Source organism: Blastococcus brunescens (assembly GCF_035320885.1).
GTDB lineage: Bacteria > Actinomycetota > Actinomycetes > Mycobacteriales > Geodermatophilaceae > Blastococcus_B > Blastococcus_B brunescens.
In genome coordinates this window covers 2,084,341-2,100,471 of sequence record NZ_CP141261.1, presented here as the reverse complement: position 1 = coordinate 2,100,471, position 16,131 = coordinate 2,084,341, and the positions used below count along the sequence as shown (strand labels likewise).

Sequence of the window (16,131 nt, the reverse complement as noted above, 5' to 3'; positions counted from 1 at the left end):
GGGCATCATTCGACCGCCCGCGTACGGCGACGACGCGGGGAACGCCGGACCGGGAGCGATCATGACCAACCCGCCGCTGGGCAGCGACGACCCGGACCGCCACGAGCCCGGCCCGGGCACCGGGAGCAGCCGGGTACCGACCGCCATCCCACCGCGCCGGTGCCGTACCCGTCCCAGCCCTACGGCCAGTACGGGCAGTCCCCGGCACCGGGCCCGTACGGCCCGCCTCTCCAGCCGCCCGCCCAGCCCTACGGGCAGCCGCAGTACGGGCAGCCGCAGTACGGGCAGCCGCAGTATGGACAGCCGCCGTACGGAGGTCCGCCGACGGCGCCGGCGAAGTCACGGGTCGGGCTGATCGCCGCGGTCACTGCCGGCATCGTCGCGGCCATCGCCCTCGGTGTCGTCCTCGCCCTGACCATGTCCACGACGGTGCTGGACCGGAACGCCGTGCAGCAGGACGTCGGCAGCCAGTTCGAGGAGCGGGAGGGCGTGGCCGTCGACCTCGAGTGCGCCCAGGAGATGGAGGTGGCCTCCGGCGCGACCTACGAGTGCACCGGGACCACCGCGGACGGCGAGGACGTGACCCTGCAGATCGCGATCACCGACGAGGCCACCGCGGCCTACACGTGGACCGAGCCCTGACCCTCAGCCCAGCACGTCCGCCGGCCAGCCGAGAACCGCGGCCAGCCGCCTGACCGAGTTCTCGATGCCGTGCCGTGCCGCGAGCTCGGCCAGCGCCTCCGGGTCGGCGGGGGACCGGGGAGGCTTCCTCGACCGGGGGCAGGTCGATCGCCTTCGCGACCGCCACGACCACCGGCGCGGCGTCGAGGTAGTCCGCGGCGGCGAGCATCTTCTTCAGGACGGCGGCGGTGAGCGGCGGCTTCGGGACGACGGTGCGCGCGACGGCCGCGCGGATGCCGGCGAGGTCGCCGAACTCGTTGATCAGCGCGGCCGCGGTCTTGGCGCCCACGCCCGCCACGCCCGGGAGCCCGTCACTGGGGTCGCCCCGCAGGACGGCGAAGTCGGCGTAGGCACGGCCGGGGATCCCGTACTTGGCCGCGACCGCCGCCTCGTCGACGAACTCGATGTCGCTGATGCCACGCGCGGTGTAGAGGATCCGGACCTCGCGGGCGTCGTCGACCAGCTGGAAGAGGTCGCGGTCGCCGGTGACGACGTCCACCGGACCGCGGGCCCGGGTGGCCAGGGTGCCGATGACGTCGTCGGCCTCGAAGCCCGGAGCGCCCACCCGGTCGACACCGGCGGCGGCGAGGACCTCGACGAGCACCGGCACCTGCGGGCTCAGTTCGTCGGGCACCTCCTCGCCGCCCTCCACGGCGACCCGGTGGGCCTTGTAGGAGGGCAGGGCCGCCACCCGGAAGGCCGGCCGCCAGTCGTCGTCCCAGCAGGCGACGAGCCGGTCGGGGCCGTGCGCGGCGATCAGCCGGGCGGTCATGTCCAGGAAGCCGCGGACGGCATTGATCGGCCGGCCGTCCGGCGTCGTCACGCTGGTGGGGACGCCGTAGAAGGCCCGGAAGTAGAGGCTGGCTGCGTCCAGCAGCATCGTCGTCACGGCTGCGGACGGTAGCGGTCTGACGGTATCGACGGGGAAGGGATTGCGGAGAACGGCGGTCCCCGTGGCTACTCTGCGCTCGTGGCAACCCCGACAGCACCGGCCGGAACCGGCCCCTTGGTGACGATCGACCGGATGCGCGCCGCCCGCGACATCGCGGCCGAGACCGGCGTGGACCTCCTGGTGCTCACACCCGGATCGGACCTGCGCTACCTGTGCGGTTACGACGCGCACGCGATGGAGCGGTTGACCGCTCTCGTCGTGCCCGGCCGCGGGGAGCCCTTCCTCGTCGTCCCGCGGCTCGAGGCGCCGATGGTGGACGCGAGCCCGGCCGGGAGCCTGGGGCTGGAGCTGCTGGCCTGGGACGAGACCGACGACCCGTTCGCCCTGCTGGCCCGGGAGGCCGGTGCCCGCCTCGGGGCCAGGCCGGCACGGGTGGCGGTCGGTGCCCGGACCTGGGCCGAGCACGCGCTCGGCGTCCAGCGGGCACTGTCCGGCTCGACGCTGGAGATCGCCAGCCCGGTCGTGGACCGGTTGCGGATGGTCAAGTCCGCCGCGGAGATCGAGGAGCTCGCGCTGGCCGGCGCCGCCATCGACCGGGTGCACGCCCGGATGGCCGAGTGGCTCCGCGTCGGGCGCACCGAAGCCGAGGTGGGCGCAGACATCGCGGCGGCGATCATCGCGGAGGGGCACACCGGCGTGGACTTCACCATCGTCGGGTCGGGCCCCAACGGCGCGAGCCCGCACCACGAGCTCTCCGGGCGCACCGTGCAGGCCGGGGACCTCGTCGTCGTCGACATCGGGGAGAGACGGGCACCGGGTACCGCTCGGACTGCACCCGGACCTACCTGGTCGGCGGAGCGCCCAGCGCCGAGGTGGCCGAGTGGTACGCCGTCCTGCAGGCCGCGCAGGAGACCTCCACCGCGGCGGTCCGCCCGGGCGTGACCGCCGAGGAGGTCGACGCCGCGGCCCGCCGGGTGATCGACGACGCCGGGTGGGGCGGGCACTTCATCCACCGCACCGGTCACGGCATCGGCCTGGACACCCACGAGGCGCCCTACATCGTGGCGGGCAACGACCTGCCGCTCGTGCCCGGCATGGCGTTCTCGGTCGAGCCGGGCATCTACCTCCCCGGCCGCTGCGGCGCCCGCATCGAGGACATCGTCGTCTGCACCGAGGACGGCGTCCGCACGCTCAACGAGGGCCCGCGTGAGCTCGTCGAGCTCGCCGGCTGAGCCGGCCGCGCCCGCCGTGGACGTGGACCGTGCGCTGCTGGCCGCCCTGGCGCGGGACGGGCGGGCCAGCTACACCGACCTCGCCGAGAAGGTGGGCCTGTCGGTGTCCGCAGTGCACCAGCGGGTCCGCCGGCTCGAGCAGCGCGGGCTGATCACCGGCTACCGCGCCACGCTGGACCCCAAGCCGCTGGGCCTGCCGCTGACGGCGTTCGTGTCGATCACGCCGATCGACGTCGCCCAGCCCGACGACGCGCCCGCGCGACTGGCCCACCTGTCGGCCATCGAGGAGTGCCACTCGGTGGCCGGCGTGGAGAGCTACATCCTCAAGGTGCGGGTGGCCTCGCCCGACGCGCTCGAGCACCTGCTCCAGGACATCCGCGCGGCCGCGAACGTCACCACGAGGACGACGGTGGTGCTCTCCACCTTCTACGAGGACCGTCCGCCCATCTGATCCTCGAGGCAGCGGCTGGACAAACCGTTCGAACGTGTGTTCGATGGTCGACATGCGATGGGACGCCCAGCGGCTCGACTTCGACGAGCCGACCACCCTGCCCGGCATGCCGAGCATCCGTGGACTGCTGCGCAGCGTCCAGGTGCCGGAGTACCCCGGTCTGACGTTCCACGAGGTTCGAGCCAAGAGCGCACTCAACCACGTGCCGGGCGAATCGGCGATGCCATTCCCTATACCATTAATCCTTATCGTGGATGTTCTCATTCTTGCGTTTATTGCTTCGCTCGGAAGACGCATGAATGGCTGGAACTCGATTCGGGTCAGGACTTCGACACGCAGGTCGTGGTCAAGACCAACCTGGCGGAGATCCTCCGGAGAGAACTGGCGCGGCCGTCGTGGACGCACGAGCACGTCGCCCTGGGCACCAACACCGACCCCTACCAGCGGGCCGAGGGTCGCTACCGGCTGATGCCGGGCGTGATCGGGGCGCTCGCCGAGTCGGGCACGCCGTTCTCCATCCTGACGAAAGGCACCCTGCTCCGCCGGGACGTCCCGCTGCTGCGCGACGCCGCGCAATCGGTCCCGCTGGGGCTGGGGGTCTCCATGGCGATCTGGGACGACGACCTGCACGCCGGCCTGGAGCCGGGTGTGCCGACGCCGCGGGCGCGGCTGGACCTGGTGCGGGCGCTCGCCGATGCCGGTCTGCCGTGCGGCGTGTTCCTGGCACCGGTGCTGCCGGGCCTCACCGACGGCCTGGCAAACCTGGATGCCGCACTCGCGGCGATCGCCGCGGCCGGAGCAACCGGGGTGACCGTGATCCCGCTGCACCTCCGGCCGGGCGCGCGAGAGTGGTTCATGGCGTGGCTGTCCCGCGAGCACCCGGAGCTCGTCCCGCGCTACCAGCAGCTCTACGCGCGGCGGGCCTACGTGCCGACCGAGTACCGCACGTGGCTGGCACATCGGGTGGCACCGCTCCTGGCGGCGCACGGCCTGGACCGGCAGAGCGGAGGGACGGCGCGGAAGGCGGTCGACACGGTGATCACCAGCGGCGTTCCCGGCGACCCGGAGGTGGGCTTCCCGGAGGGCAGCCTGCCGACCGGCGGCATGCCCGGCGTGCGCCCGAAGAGCCAGCTCGCTCCCGCCCCGGTCTGCGCGGAAGCGTCTCCCGGGGGCGAGCAGCTCGCTCTCATCTGAGGCGACCTGGGCCGCTGCCCAGGCACACCGGAGCGATTGCGGTGTGCTTCAGCCGGCCCGTCGGGACGACCGGCCGACCGCCCGCGCGGCCCGGACCACGCCGCGCGGCGACACCGGCGGCGCTCCAGCGGCCAGAGCCAGCCGGCGGTAGGAGTCGTAGGAGAGCTCCCGGTAGGCGACGGCCAGCTCCGCCGCCCACGCCTCCCGCGACGGTGCCGACGTCGCGCGCAGGTGCTGCGCCGTCCGGGCGGCGTGCTTGGTGAAGGTGGCCTGCAGCGCCTGGTTCGACAACCGGCCGCCGATCCGTGAATCGAGGCCCGGACCGCGCCGCAGGGCCGGCAGCACCCAGGGGCTCTCGGCCAGCGCCGGGAACCGCGACCTGACCGCCTCCCACGCATGCCACGCGGTCAGCGCGCCGGTGACCGACCACTCGCCGTCGTCGGTCGAGACCAGCAGGCGCCGTCCGCTCGGCCGCACTTGGTCCCGGCGCAGCGACCGGAACGCCGCCACCGACGCCGGCCAGCCGAGTGCGACGGCGCACCAGGCCACCGACCGCAGGTGCTCGGGGTCCTCGGTGCGGATGCGCGTCAGGGGCCGGAGATCGAGCTCGGGCGGATCCGGTTCCGGGGTGGCCACTCTCGGCAGGGCCACGCCGCCGTACCGGGCGACCTTCGTGTACAGCGCCACGGTCGCCGGCTTCCAGCCTCGGGCCGCCGTCAGCGGTTCGAGCCCCGTCTCGCTCAGCTGGTCAGGGCCCAGTCCCAGCTCCAGCGCGGCGTCGGCCAGCCGGCGCCACTGCGCCTCGTACCCGGGTGGCGCTTCCAGCCGGCGCCAGGCCCGGGCAGGAGGAGGCGTCGGCATGTCGGGCAGCGGCTGCTGCCACCCACCTCTCATGACGGAATACTACCGTTATCCCCAACAAACATGCAGTCCCGATTTGTGGTCACCTGGTGAAGCCCGCTTCACGGCACCCTCCGGGCGCCGCATCAACAATCGCGGGAGCCCCGGCCGTGGTGTCAGGGTGACCAGGAGTGGTGGCGGCCCGGAGGGTCCGCCATCACTTGTCATATCTATCTTGGGGATAACGGCCGTAGGTCGTGCCCCGATGGAGTCGCAGTGCCACGCCCACCGCGCGGCCGGCAGCGTGGCTGACGATCATCGAGGACGTGCGCACCATCGGGGTCGAGGAAGAACTGCTGGTCGTCGATGCCGGCGGCCGTCCCGTCCCACTCGGCCCCGACGCTCTCGACGTGGCCTCGCGCCGGGGCGAGGAGAGACCCCCAGGAGCACGACCGCGCGGAGCGGGGCGACGACGAGACCGGCGGGTCGAGGGACGCGGGGTCGGCAGCCCATCTGGTGCCGGAGCTCAAGGCGCAGCAGCTCGAACTCGGTACGCGCGTGTGCTCCGACCTCGCCGAGGTGGAGACAGAGCTCGGGCTCTGGCGGGCCCGGGCCGAGTCCGCCGCGGCGGCCACCGGCGCGTCCGTCGTCGCCCTGGCCACCTCCCCGGTCCCCGTCGAGCCCATTGCCACCGAGGGCGAGCGCTACGCCCGCATGCTCGAGGCGTTCGGGCTCACGGCCCGCGAGATGCTCACGTGCGGCTGCCACGTGCACGTGTCGGTCGCCGACGACGAGGAGGGCGTCGCGGTCCTCAACCGCATCCGAGTCTGGCTGCCCGTGCTCACCGCGCTGACGGCCAACTCACCCTTCTGGCAGGGCCGGGACAGCGGCTACGCCAGCTTCCACTCCCAGGCCTGGCACCGCTGGCCATCGGCCGGGCCCACCGAGGTCTTCGCCGACGCCGCCGAGTACCACCACCTCATGGACCGGGTGCTGGGGACCGGCACCGTCCTGGACACCGGCATGGTCTATTTCGACGCCCGCCTCTCGGCCAACTGGCCGACCGTCGAGATCCGCACCGCCGACGTCGCGCTCCGCGTCGAGGACGCCGTGACCCTCGCCGGCGTGGTCCGCGGCCTGGTCGAGACGGCCGCCCGGGACGCGGGCCCGCCACCCGACGTGCCGGCCGCGGTGCTGCGGATGGCTGCCTGGCGGGCCGGGCGCTCCGGCCTGACCGGCGATCTCGTCCACCCGCTCACCGGCCGCCCCGCTCCGGCGGCGGACGTGGTCGGCGCCCTCCTGGACCACATCCGCCCGGCGCTGGCCGACGCCGGTGACGAGGAGCGGGTGACCGACGGACTCGGCACCGTCCTGCGACGGGGGACCGGCGCCGACCTCCAGCGCCGCGTCCACCACGAGACCGGCGACCTCGCCGCCGTGGTCCGCACCGCGGTCGCACTCACCACCGGCCGGCAGGAGGACGTCGCTCGGGCGGCGCAGGGACCGACCGGCTAGATTTCCGCCATGTACACCGCGAGCTGGCGCGACGTCGTCCGCGGCAACCTCTTCGGCTCCATGCCGCCGCGCCGCGACCGGCCCTACCGGTTCGTCATCCGGGCCTGCCTGGTGGTCTTCCGGCTGTTCCGCTTCCGCTTCGACGTGCGCGGCTCCGAGCACGTGCCCACCACCGGCGGCGCGATCATCTGCAGCAACCACGTCAGCTTCTTCGACTTCACCTTCCTCGGCCTCGGCGCACTACCGCAGCACCGCCTGGTCCGGTTCATGGCGAAGTCCGCCGTCTTCGACCACTGGTTCTCCGGCCCGTTCATGCGCGCGATGCAGCACATCCCGGTCGACCGGAAGGCCGGCGCCGCGGCGTTCGAGTCCGCCGTCCGCGCCCTCAAGGACGGCGAGGTGGTCGGCGTCTTCCCCGAGGCCACGATCAGCACCAGCTTCACCGTGAAGGACCTCAAGGCCGGCGCCGCGCGCATGGCCGTCGACGCCGGTGTGCCCATCGTCCCGGCTGCGGTCTGGGGCGGGCACCGCGTCGCCACCAAGGGCCACAAGATCGAGCTGCGCCGCGGCGTGGCCGTCATGGTGATCCTGGGCGAGCCGCTGGTCCCGCAGCCGGGGAGAAGCCGCAGGCGCTCCTGCGGCGTACCCGGGCGGCCATGGAGGCCCTGCTGGACGAGGCCCAGCGCGACTACCCCGACCAGCCGGCCGGCGACGAGGAGCGCTGGTGGCTGCCCGCGCACCTGGGCGGCACCGCGCCGACCCCCGAGGTGGCCGCGGAGAAGGACTCGATCCGGGCGGCCGGCAAGGAGGTCACGGCGGAGCGGCCGCACCCGGTCAAGCGCCTGATGGCCCGCCTCCGCCGCTGAGTCACTCGACGACGGGTCACTCGACGACGACGGGCGCCGTCAGCCGGAACGTCTCCAGCTCGACGTCGTACCACCGGCGGAAGCGACCGATGTGCTCCATGTCCAGCCGGGCGCACACCGCCACGGATGCCTGGTTGCCGGGCCGGACGACCGCGTAGACCTCCGGCACGCCGGCGTCGAACCCCCGGTCGATGACCGCCCGGGCGGCCTCGGTGGCGTACCCGTGCCCCCAGGAGTCGGGGTGCAGGTGCCAGCCGACCTCGACCTCCCCGACCCCGTTCGGCAAGGGCTTGAAGAGCACCGTCCCGGCCACGACGGGGAGTCCGGCCGCTCGATGGCCCAGCAGCCGTGCCGCTCGTCGAGCGCGGACACCGCGGCCCAGCGCGCCACCAGCTCGTCCGGGGGACCGACGGTGCACCGCCGATCCAGCGGGTGATCTCCTCGCGGGAATAGAGGTCGGTGAGCCGGGCGATGTCCTCCCGCGACGTGGTCCACGGGCGCAGCCGCAGCCGATCGGTCCGCAAGAGCAGCTCATGCGTCGTCCCCACGGACCAGGGCTACCCGAGCCGCCATCCCGGACACCCGGGAGACGGCGTTCAGCCGAGGAGGTCAGCCGCCGACGCCGCCCTCGACGACGCGGCGCGCACCTCGGCCGCGACCGGGTCCAGGTCACGCTGCGCCCACCACGCCTGCCCGCTCTCGGGCAGGGTGCCGATCGGGTCGTAGTAGGTGTAGCGGCGGTCCAGCGCCGCCTCGTCGCCGGCCTCGATGCCGGTGCGGTAGTTCTTGGTCCAGTAGCTGATGCCGCGTTCACGGTCGTACTCCGCCACCTGGTGCACCCAGCGCTTGCCCACGTAGGGGACGTCGCAGACGATGCGCGGCGTCGCGAAGCCCGGCAGGTAGCCCATGATGTCGTGCTGCAGCGTCTGCGCCTGCGCCAGCGACACCCGCCAGTGCTCGGCGCTGGGGATCATGTCGCACATGTAGAAGTAGTACGGCGTGATCGCGGCGCCGTCCTGCAGCGCGAAGCACAGGTCGAGCAGCTGCGTCGCGGTCGCGTTGACCCCTTCAGCAGCACGCCCTGGTTGCGCACGTCGCGCACACCCGCGGCGAGCATCGCCTGCGCCGCCTCGGCCACCAGGGGGTCACCGACTGGGCGGCGTTGACGTGCGTGTGGATCGCCAGCGAGACCCCGCGGGCCCGGGCGGTCGTGGCCAGGCGGGTCATGCCCTCGACCACGTCGTCCTGGAGCCAGTGCTGGGGAGGCCCATCAGGGCCTTCGACGCCAGCCGGATGTCGCGCACCGACTCGATCTCCAGCAGGCCGGCCACGAACGCCTCGAGGTTCTTGAACGGCAGGTTGGCCACGTCGCCGCCGGAGACCACGACGTCGCGGACGCCGGGGTGCGGCGCAGGTACTCGAGCATCGCCGTCTGCCGGTCCACCGGCTTGAGCTCGAATTTGAGCTTGGGGACGGCGGGCGTCGAGTTGCCCACCAGGTCCATGCGGGTGCAGTGACCGCAGTACTGCGGGCAGGTGGACAGCAGCTCGGCCAGCACCTTGGTCGGATAGCGGTGGGTCAGCCCTCGACGGCCCACATCTCGTGCTCGTGCAGAGAGTCGCGCGCCGCGTACGGGTGGCTGGCGGCTGCGCCGGGCAGCCGGTCGGAGGCGACCGGAAGCATGTACCGGCGCACCGGGTCGGCCAGCATCGCCGCCGTCGACGGCGCTTGCGTCGGGACCATCGTGTTGAGCATCTGTGGCGGCAGCAGCAGGGACATCGTGGCGCGACCGGCCTGGTCGGTCTCGACGTCGGCGTAGAACGTCTCGTCGAGCAGGTCGCCGTAGACGCCGCGCAGCTGGCGCAGGTTCTTGACGCAGTTCACCCGCTGCCACTGGGCGCTGCGCCACTGCTCGTCGGTCACGTCCGCGAAGCCGGGCAGCCGCCGCCAGTCGGGCTCGACGAGCGCGCGCGCCGAGTACTCGTAGGGCTGTTCGAGCACGGTGTCGCCTCCTGTCCTGCCGCGGCCCTCCGCAACACGGGTGAGCCTACGGGAGATTCTTCGGCACAAGGGGCTCTGCACGATAGGTTCTCCTGCGACGAACGGGTGAGACGGGAGAGTCGCGTGGCGAGATCGGCAGACCGCTCGCTCGGTGCCCACCGGGTGCTGGAGCCCCGTGGGGCGCTGCCCCAGGCCGCGCTGCGGCTGGACGCCGACCCGGTCATCGGGCCGGACGAGGTGCGGATCGCCGTGCAGCGGCTGAACCTCGACGCCGCCTCCTACCGCCAGCTCTGGGAGTCCTGCGGCGGCGACGGCGACGCCGTCCGGGCTGCGGTCCTCGGGATCGTCGCCGCGCGGGGCAAGATGCAGAACCCCGTCACGGGGTCCGGCGGCATGCTCATCGGGGTCGTCGACGCCGTGGGCCCGGAGTCCCCGCTGGGACTGACCGTCGGCCAACGGGTGGCCACGCTGGTCTCGCTGACCCTGACGCCGCTGCGTCTCACCGACGGCCTGACCGGCTGGGACGGGCGCAGCGAGCAGGTCCCGGCCGAGGGTCGGCGATCCTGTTCGCCCGCTCGATCGCCGCCGTCCTGCCCGACGACCTGCCCGACCCGGTGTCCCTGGCCGTGCTGGACGTCTGCGGCGCCCCCGCGGCCACCGCCCGGGTGATCGAACGGACGGGTGCCGGCTCCGTCGTCGTGCTCGGGGCCGCCGGAAAATCCGGCTGCCTCTCTCGCCGCCGCCCGGGCAGGCGGTGCCGCGCACCTCACCGGGCTGGTGCGCGACGAGCGCGAGGCCGCAGCGCTGCGCGCTACCGGTCTGGCCGACCGGGTGGTGATCGCCGACGCGACCGATCCACTGGCCGTCGCCGCCGCGGTCGACACCCCGGCAGACGTCACGGTGGTGTGCGTGGACGTTCCCGGCGCCGAGCACGGGGCCGTCCTGGCCACGGCCGACGGGGGCACCGTGGTCTTCTTCTCCATGGCCACGTCCTTCTCGGCGGCGGCCCTGGGTGCGGAAGGGATGGCGGCGGACGTGACGATGCTCGTGGGGAACGGTTACACGCCGGGGCACGCGGCCCTGGCCCTGGACCTCTATCGCCGCGTACCGGGCGTCCGGTCGTTGATCGATCCGCGCGTCCGGGCATGAGCCTGCTGCTGACCGACGTCACCGTCGGCGACCGGCACGGGTGGGCGGTGCAGGTGTCCGACGGGCGCATCGCGTGGCTGGGCCCGGCCGCCGGCGCACCTCCGGCGGCACGCGTGGTGGCGGGGGAGGGGGCGCTGCTGACCCCGGCCTTCGTCGACGCGCACGTGCACGCGACCGCGACCGGCCTGGCGCTGACCGGCCTCGACCTCCACTCGAGCGTGAGCCTTCGCGACGCGGTGGGCGCCGTGGCCGCCCATGCCTGTGCGGTTCCGACCGGCATCGTCCTCGGCACCGGCTGGGACGAGACGGACTGGCCGGAGGGACGCGCGCTGACCCGGCACGACGTCGACGCCGTCGTCGGCGACCGACCCGCCTACCTCGCCCGGGTCGACGTCCACTCGGCCACCGTCTCCACCGCGCTGCTCGACCGGGTGCCCGGTGTGGCCGACCTCCCCGGCTTCGGCGCCGACGGTCAGCTGCGCCTCGACGCGCACCACGCGGTCCGCCGGGCCGCGTACGGGGCGGTCGACCCCGTGCAACGGCGCACGGCCCAGCGGGCGACGCTCGGCGCGGCCGCCGGCCTCGGCATCGGCAGCCTCCACGAGATGGCGGGCCCCGAGGTCTCCGGCGCCGACGACCTGGCCGCCCTCCTGACGCTCGCCGGCGAGGAGCCCGGACCACGGGTGCTCGGCTACTGGGGCGAGCTCGCCGAACGGGGTGGGCTGGACCTGGTGCGCGAGCTCGGGCTCGCCGGCGCGGGCGGGGACCTGTTCTGCGACGGCGCCTTCGGCTCGCACACCGCCGCGCTGAGCGAGCCCTACGCCGACCGGCCCGCCACGAGCGGTGCCCTGCGCTTCGAGACGGCGTCGCTGGTCCACCACGTCCGTGCGTGCACGGAGGCACGGATCCAGGCCGGGTTCCACTGCATCGGCGACGCGGCGGTGAACCAGGTGCTCGACGCGGTCGGCGCGGTCGTCGAGGACCTGGGCGTCGCGGCCGTGCGTGCCTGCCGGCACCGGCTGGAGCACCTGGAGATGTGCGACGACGCCGTCGTGGACCGCATGCAGGCCTGGGGGATGGTGGCGAGCGTCCAGCCGGCCTTCGACGCCGCGTGGGGCGGCGACACGGGCATGTACGCCGAGCGGCTGGGCCTCCGACGGGCCGCGGCCACCAACCCGTTCGCCGACCTCTCCGACGCCGGCGTGGCCCTCGCGCTGGGCAGCGACGCCCCGGTCACCCCGCTGGACCCCTGGGGAGCGTGCACGCCGCCGTCGACCACCGGACCCCCGGCTCCGGCCTGCGACCGTTCGACGCCTTCGACGCGCACACCCACGGCGGCTGGCACGCCGTCCGCGCCGAGCACCCGGCCGGTCCCTTGGCGGTGGGCGCTCCCGCGCACCTGGCGCTCTGGGCCACCCGGCAGACCCTCTCCGCCGTCCTGGCCGAACGCGCGGTGCCGTCCTGCCGCGGCCTGCTCGTCGGCGGCGAACCGATCGGAGACCTGCCATGAGCACGCTGCCCCTCGACCCGGCGCTGGTCGTCCGCGCCCGGGAACTGGCTGCGCGAGCGGCCCAGCCGGTGATCGACCTGGCGCACCGGCACACCACCGTCTCCGTCGAGCGGGCGGTGCTGCGGCTCGCCGGCCTGACCGGGACGGACCCGGTGACGGGGGAGGGAGGCTGGAGGACCGCGTGCCCTGGGCCAACCGCGTCGTGGACGCCGTCCGCGAGCAGGTGGGACTGGAGTCCGGCGTCGCACTGCCGGTGTGGCACACGCTCGCGTCCGGGGAACCCTGCAGCAGCTGGCGGAGGACGTCGGCGCCGGCACCGCCCGGTTCGCGATCCCCTCCGGCGCGGCGGCCGAGCAGGCACGGCAGGCGGCCCGGACCGCGGCGGCCGCAGGGATCGCCCGCATCGACGCCAACCGGCGGCGCCGCGAGGAACTCGTCGCCACCCACGGCGACCCGCCGCGGCGGCCCTGGATCTACCTGATCGTGGCCACCGGCGACATCCACGAGGACATCCCCAGGCGCAGGCCGCCGCACGCGCGGGTGCCGACGTCATCGCCGTCATCCGGTCGACCGGCCAGTCCCTGCTGGACTACGTGCCCGAGGGCGCCACCCGCACCGGGTACGCGGGCACCTACGCCACCCAGGAGAACTTCCGGCTGATGCGGGCCGCCCTGGACGACGTGAGCGCAGAGCTCGGCCGCTACGTGCGGCTGACGAACTACGCCTCCGGCCTGTGCATGCCCGAGATCGCCGTCCTGGCCGGTCTGGAGCGCCTGGACATGATGCTCAACGACGCGATGTACGGGATCCTCTTCCGCGACATCAACCCGCGGCGCACCTTCGTCGACCAGCGGTTCAGCCGGATGGTGCACGCCCGCGCCGGGATCATCATCAACACCGGCGAGGACAACTACCTCACCACCGCCGACGCCGTCGACGAGGCGCACACGGTCACCGTCAGCCAGCTGCTCAACGAGACGCTCGCGAAGGAGGCGGGGCTCGAGGACTGGCAGCTCGGCCTCGGCCACGCCTTCGAGATCGACCCTGACGTCCCCGAGTCGTTCCGGCTGGAGCTGGCCCACGCGCTGCTGGCCCGGAACCTCTTCCCCGACGCGCCGCTGAAGTGGATGCCGCCGACGAAGCACATGACCGGCGACGTGTTCCGCGGCTACCTGCTCGACGGCTTCTTCAACCTGGCCGGTGCGCTCACCGGTCAGGGCATCCTGCTCGTCGGCATGATGACCGAGGCGGTCGTCACGCCGTGGCTGTCCGACCGCGACCTGGCACTGCGCAACGTCCGCTACGTGCTGAACTCCGCGGGAAACCTCGCCGAGGACTTCGCCCCGCCCCCGGGCGGGTTCATCGACAAGCGGGCACACACGGTGCTCACCGAGGCCGTGGCGCTCCTGGAGAGGATCGCCGACCACCCCGACGGCCTCATCCAGGCGATCGCCGACGGGACCTTCGGCATCACCAAGCGCCCGGCCGACGGCGGCAAGGGCCTGGACGGCGTCGTCGTCACCGGGCCCGACGCCTACAACCCGGCCCTGCAGCTGCTGGAGGGGTCCGATGCCTGACGGGACCGTGATCCGCCCGTACGGCGACACCACCGGCGACGGGATGGTGCAGACGTCGTTCACCCTTCCCGTCCCCGCCGGGCCGAAGGCCGAGGGCGCCGCGCTGCAGCTGGCCAACAAGATGGGGCTCGAGCCGGCGATGGTCGTGCACAGCCACGCCATCGACAGCGGCTACACCTTCTTCGTCGTCTACGGCAGCGTGCGGCACCTGGTCGACCTCGACGCCGTCGTCGTCGAGGAGCGCGCCTACCCGCTGCTGTCGTCGTCGGAGATCAACGCCGCCATCCGGACGGGTCTGAACCGGAAGCTGGTGGTCCTCGGCGCGTGCATCGGCACCGACGCCCACACGGTCGGCATCGACGCGATCCTCAACGTCAAGGGCTTCGCGGGGGAGAAGGGCCTGGAGTACCTGCGCGAGATGGCCGTGACGAATCTCGGGGCGCAGGTGACGGTGCCCGAGCTGGTCGCGCGGGCCCGGGCCGCCCGCGCCGACGCCGTCCTGGTGTCGCAGGTGGTCACGCAGAAGGACGCGCACCTGCGCAACACCCGCGAGCTCGCCGCGGCGTTCCGCGAGGCGATGGGGAGGACCGGCCCCTGCTCGTCGTCGGCGGCCCCCGGTTCGACCCCGCCATGGCCGCCGACCTCGGCGTCGACAAGGTCTTCGGCCGGGGGACGACGCCCGGCGAGGTGGCCAGCTACCTGATATCCGCCCTCGTCCCACAGGAGGTACGACCATGACCGACCCCCGGCTCGGCCTGACCGTCACCCACCGCCGGTACGTCCCGTACGCGCACGCCCACTACGGCGGCGCCCTGGTCGACGGCGCCTACACCCTCGGGCTGTTCGGTGATGTCGCGACGGAGGTGGCGATCGTGATGGACGGCGACGAGGGCCTGCTCGCCGGCTACTCGGAGGTGTCCTTCCTGGGGCCGGTGCGCGCTGGTGACGTCCTGGAGGCGACGTGCGAAGTGGTCCGGATCGGTCGCCGCAGCCGCGAGCTGCGCTGCACCGCCCGGGTGGTCGCCCGGGCCGAGCCGGAGCGGGGCCCGTCCGCCGCCGGGGTGCTGGAACCGCCCCTGCCGGTCGTGGAGGCGACGGCGACGCTGGTCGTCCCGGGCCCTTGACGGGCGGATAACGATTCAGCCACAGTAGCTCCCGCAGTCACCGTAAGTACGCGTGCAGGCGCACGGAGTTCTTACAGTCGCTGCAGTTCCATTCGGGGGCACCAGCCTGCGCCCTCCGGATCGAGCCGCGACGTCCTCCGGTCACGCCGGGTCGAGGGAGCGCGCGGACCGGCCGGGGGCACGCGGACCGGCCACCCCGGCGGGGCCTGCTCGGATCGGCGTCATCAGACAACGGTCGAGCCGATCGCGTCCAGCGACCGGCCGTCCGGCCCGAAGACGCGGAGACGGCGCGGAGCACCTGCCGGCCGCTGACCCGGTTGACAAAGGACCCCGTCCTCCCCACCTTCGCAAGCTCAGGGCGGGGCCCGGGACGGGGCCTTACGGCCGCATGCGCGGCCAGGGATGGGATGCTGGGTCAGGACCGCAGCCGAGGCGCGGCGGTCCGGACCCCGTCCGACCGGCTCGGGGAGTGACCGGTGACGGGGACCACCCCCGGGGGCACCGGAGCGGTTCCGGGAGGCTGTGGGTGCCGGCAGGAGCAGGGCGGCCGGCGGTCGGCACGCTGACGCGGCCGCTGCCGCCGCCGGAGGAACCGACGCAGCCCCGCAGGGCTCGGGCCTGGCCCTGGCGCAGTCTGATCGCGATCGCAGGCGGCCTCCTGCTCGTGCTCGCCTTCCCGGGCTACGACCTCGTCGGCCTGGCGGTGCTCGGGCCGGCGGCGCTCGCCCTCGCGGTGCACAGGCAGCGGGTGCGCTCGGGGCTGTGGCTGGGCCTCCTGTTCGGACTCGCCTTCTTCGTGCCCCTGCTGTCCTGGACCGGCATCTACGTCGGCGCCTTCCCGTGGCTCGCCCTGGCCGTCTGGGAGGCCGTGCACCTGGCGCTGCTGGGCGGCGCGACGGCGCTGACCTCCCGGCTGCGCTTCTGGCCGGTCTGGACCGCGGCCCTCTGGGTCGCCGACGAGGCCCTCCGGGGACGCTTCGTCCTGGACGGCTTCCCCTGGGGCCGGCTCGGCTTCAGCCAGACGGAAGGGCCACTCCTGGCGCTCGCCGCGTACGGGGGCGTGCCGCTGGTCAGCTTCGCCGTCGCCCTCACCGGCGCT

At 73.7% G+C, this 16,131-nt stretch carries 18 protein-coding genes and 4 pseudogenes; 15 read left to right on the top strand and 7 right to left on the bottom strand.

Annotated features, from left to right (window positions below; all coding sequences use genetic code 11):
- The first annotated feature begins 159 nt into the window (after positions 1-159).
- On the top strand, positions 160-642 hold the full coding sequence (locus U6N30_RS13985; protein ID WP_324277745.1) for a DUF4333 domain-containing protein: 483 nt from the start codon (positions 160-162) through the stop codon (positions 640-642).
- Here the strand turns inward: U6N30_RS13985 and U6N30_RS13980 are convergent.
- Positions 599-1,561, bottom strand: a complete 963-nt coding sequence (locus U6N30_RS13980; protein ID WP_324278299.1) for a 5'-3' exonuclease — start codon at positions 1,559-1,561, stop codon at positions 599-601. The two genes, U6N30_RS13985 and U6N30_RS13980, sit on opposite strands and share 44 nt — an antisense overlap.
- Positions 1,562-1,690: 129 nt before the next feature.
- Between U6N30_RS13980 and U6N30_RS13975 the strand changes: the two genes are divergently transcribed.
- The 4 genes from U6N30_RS13975 to U6N30_RS13960 are packed head-to-tail and all read left to right on the top strand — an operon-like array spanning position 1,691 to position 4,450.
- Positions 1,691-2,515 (top strand): M24 family metallopeptidase, encoded by an 825-nt coding sequence (locus U6N30_RS13975; RefSeq protein ID WP_324277744.1) that lies wholly within the window; start codon positions 1,691-1,693, stop codon positions 2,513-2,515.
- Positions 2,446-2,805 (top strand): M24 family metallopeptidase, encoded by a 360-nt coding sequence (locus U6N30_RS13970; RefSeq protein WP_324277743.1) that lies wholly within the window; start codon positions 2,446-2,448, stop codon positions 2,803-2,805. Before U6N30_RS13975 ends, U6N30_RS13970 begins: the two co-directional genes overlap by 70 nt.
- Positions 2,780-3,256 (top strand): Lrp/AsnC family transcriptional regulator, encoded by a 477-nt coding sequence (locus U6N30_RS13965; RefSeq protein WP_324277742.1) that lies wholly within the window; start codon positions 2,780-2,782, stop codon positions 3,254-3,256. The genes U6N30_RS13970 and U6N30_RS13965 overlap by 26 nt, the downstream gene beginning before the upstream one ends.
- A 57-nt stretch (positions 3,257-3,313) precedes the next feature.
- Positions 3,314-4,450 carry an Rv2578c family radical SAM protein gene (locus tag U6N30_RS13960; protein ID WP_324277741.1) on the top strand — a complete coding sequence of 379 codons (1,137 nt, stop codon included), beginning with the start codon at positions 3,314-3,316 and terminating at the stop codon, positions 4,448-4,450.
- 48 nt (positions 4,451-4,498) lie between these two features.
- Here the strand turns inward: U6N30_RS13960 and U6N30_RS13955 are convergent, their stop codons facing one another.
- On the bottom strand, positions 4,499-5,344 hold the full coding sequence (locus U6N30_RS13955) for a hypothetical protein (protein WP_324277740.1): 846 nt from the start codon (positions 5,342-5,344) through the stop codon (positions 4,499-4,501).
- 312 nt (positions 5,345-5,656) lie between these two features.
- Here U6N30_RS13955 and U6N30_RS13950 point away from each other — a divergent pair, with 312 nt between their 5' ends.
- Both U6N30_RS13950 and U6N30_RS13945 read left to right on the top strand, forming a co-directional pair.
- Positions 5,657-6,805 (top strand): glutamate--cysteine ligase, encoded by a 1,149-nt coding sequence (locus U6N30_RS13950; protein WP_324277739.1) that lies wholly within the window; start codon positions 5,657-5,659, stop codon positions 6,803-6,805.
- Between the two features lie 9 nt (positions 6,806-6,814).
- Positions 6,815-7,651: a lysophospholipid acyltransferase family protein gene (locus U6N30_RS13945; protein ID WP_324277738.1), complete on the top strand. Its 837-nt coding sequence runs from the start codon at positions 6,815-6,817 to the stop codon at positions 7,649-7,651.
- A gap of 36 nt (positions 7,652-7,687) precedes the next feature.
- On the opposite strand, the gene U6N30_RS13940 is transcribed toward U6N30_RS13945, so the two are convergent.
- The 5 genes from U6N30_RS13940 to U6N30_RS13920 all read right to left on the bottom strand — a co-directional run bounded on the left by U6N30_RS13940 (position 7,688) and on the right by U6N30_RS13920 (position 9,672).
- Complete coding sequence (locus U6N30_RS13940; protein WP_324277737.1) at positions 7,688-8,089, bottom strand: GNAT family N-acetyltransferase; 402 nt, start codon at positions 8,087-8,089, stop codon at positions 7,688-7,690.
- A gap of 178 nt (positions 8,090-8,267) precedes the next feature.
- Positions 8,268-8,654 (bottom strand): hypothetical protein, encoded by a 387-nt coding sequence (locus U6N30_RS13935; RefSeq protein WP_324277736.1) that lies wholly within the window; start codon positions 8,652-8,654, stop codon positions 8,268-8,270.
- A gap of 85 nt (positions 8,655-8,739) precedes the next feature.
- Positions 8,740-8,898: a hypothetical protein gene (locus tag U6N30_RS13930; RefSeq protein ID WP_324277735.1), complete on the bottom strand. Its 159-nt coding sequence runs from the start codon at positions 8,896-8,898 to the stop codon at positions 8,740-8,742.
- Between the two features lie 43 nt (positions 8,899-8,941).
- A complete protein-coding gene (locus tag U6N30_RS13925) occupies positions 8,942-9,268 on the bottom strand; it encodes a hypothetical protein (protein WP_324277734.1) in 327 nt (108 codons plus the stop codon).
- Complete coding sequence (locus U6N30_RS13920) at positions 9,250-9,672, bottom strand: hypothetical protein (protein ID WP_324277733.1); 423 nt, start codon at positions 9,670-9,672, stop codon at positions 9,250-9,252. The genes U6N30_RS13925 and U6N30_RS13920 overlap by 19 nt, the downstream gene beginning before the upstream one ends.
- 123 nt (positions 9,673-9,795) lie before the next feature.
- Here U6N30_RS13920 and U6N30_RS13915 point away from each other — a divergent pair, with 123 nt between their 5' ends.
- From U6N30_RS13915 to U6N30_RS13875, 8 genes and pseudogenes are all read left to right on the top strand, one after another.
- A complete protein-coding gene (locus U6N30_RS13915; protein ID WP_324277732.1) occupies positions 9,796-10,341 on the top strand; it encodes a hypothetical protein in 546 nt (181 codons plus the stop codon).
- Positions 10,342-10,449: 108 nt separating this feature from the next.
- Positions 10,450-10,821, top strand: coding sequence for a hypothetical protein (locus tag U6N30_RS13910; RefSeq protein WP_324277731.1), 372 nt, complete (start codon positions 10,450-10,452; stop codon positions 10,819-10,821).
- Positions 10,818-12,017: pseudogene (locus tag U6N30_RS13905) on the top strand (amidohydrolase); the annotation flags it as partial. The gene U6N30_RS13910 and the pseudogene U6N30_RS13905, both read left to right, overlap by 4 nt.
- A 310-nt stretch (positions 12,018-12,327) precedes the next feature.
- Positions 12,328-12,423, top strand: a pseudogene (locus U6N30_RS13900) (hypothetical protein); the annotation flags it as partial.
- 163 nt (positions 12,424-12,586) lie between these two features.
- Positions 12,587-13,908, top strand: a pseudogene (gene kamD, locus U6N30_RS13890) (lysine 5,6-aminomutase subunit alpha).
- Positions 13,901-14,611 carry a lysine 5,6-aminomutase subunit beta gene (kamE, locus tag U6N30_RS13885; protein WP_324277730.1) on the top strand — a complete coding sequence of 237 codons (711 nt, stop codon included), beginning with the start codon at positions 13,901-13,903 and terminating at the stop codon, positions 14,609-14,611. The pseudogene kamD and the gene kamE overlap by 8 nt, the downstream one beginning before the upstream one ends.
- Before the next feature lie 31 nt (positions 14,612-14,642).
- The gene (gene kal / locus U6N30_RS13880; RefSeq protein WP_324277729.1) at positions 14,643-15,032 is read left to right on the top strand and encodes a 3-aminobutyryl-CoA ammonia lyase; all 390 of its coding nucleotides are present in this window, start codon (positions 14,643-14,645) and stop codon (positions 15,030-15,032) included.
- Between the two features lie 388 nt (positions 15,033-15,420).
- Positions 15,421-16,074, top strand: a pseudogene (locus U6N30_RS13875) (hypothetical protein); the annotation flags it as partial.
- Positions 16,075-16,131 lie beyond the last annotated feature (57 nt).

Excerpts from the sequence above, each read along its gene's own strand:
- U6N30_RS13980 (WP_324278299.1), bottom strand. The coding sequence starts at position 1,561 with ATGCTGCTGGACGCAGCCAGCCTCTACTTCCGGGCCTTCTACGGCGTC.
- U6N30_RS13960 (WP_324277741.1), top strand. The coding sequence starts at position 3,314 with ATGGGACGCCCAGCGGCTCGACTTCGACGAGCCGACCACCCTGCCCGG.
- U6N30_RS13955 (WP_324277740.1), bottom strand. The coding sequence starts at position 5,344 with ATGAGAGGTGGGTGGCAGCAGCCGCTGCCCGACATGCCGACGCCTCCT.
- U6N30_RS13950 (WP_324277739.1), top strand. The coding sequence starts at position 5,657 with ATGCCGGCGGCCGTCCCGTCCCACTCGGCCCCGACGCTCTCGACGTGG.
- U6N30_RS13945 (WP_324277738.1), top strand. The coding sequence starts at position 6,815 with ATGTACACCGCGAGCTGGCGCGACGTCGTCCGCGGCAACCTCTTCGGC.
- U6N30_RS13935 (WP_324277736.1), bottom strand. The coding sequence starts at position 8,654 with ATGTGCGACATGATCCCCAGCGCCGAGCACTGGCGGGTGTCGCTGGCG.
- U6N30_RS13930 (WP_324277735.1), bottom strand. The coding sequence starts at position 8,898 with ATGACCCGCCTGGCCACGACCGCCCGGGCCCGCGGGGTCTCGCTGGCG.
- kamE (WP_324277730.1), top strand. The coding sequence starts at position 13,901 with ATGCCTGACGGGACCGTGATCCGCCCGTACGGCGACACCACCGGCGAC.
- kal (WP_324277729.1), top strand. The coding sequence starts at position 14,643 with ATGACCGACCCCCGGCTCGGCCTGACCGTCACCCACCGCCGGTACGTC.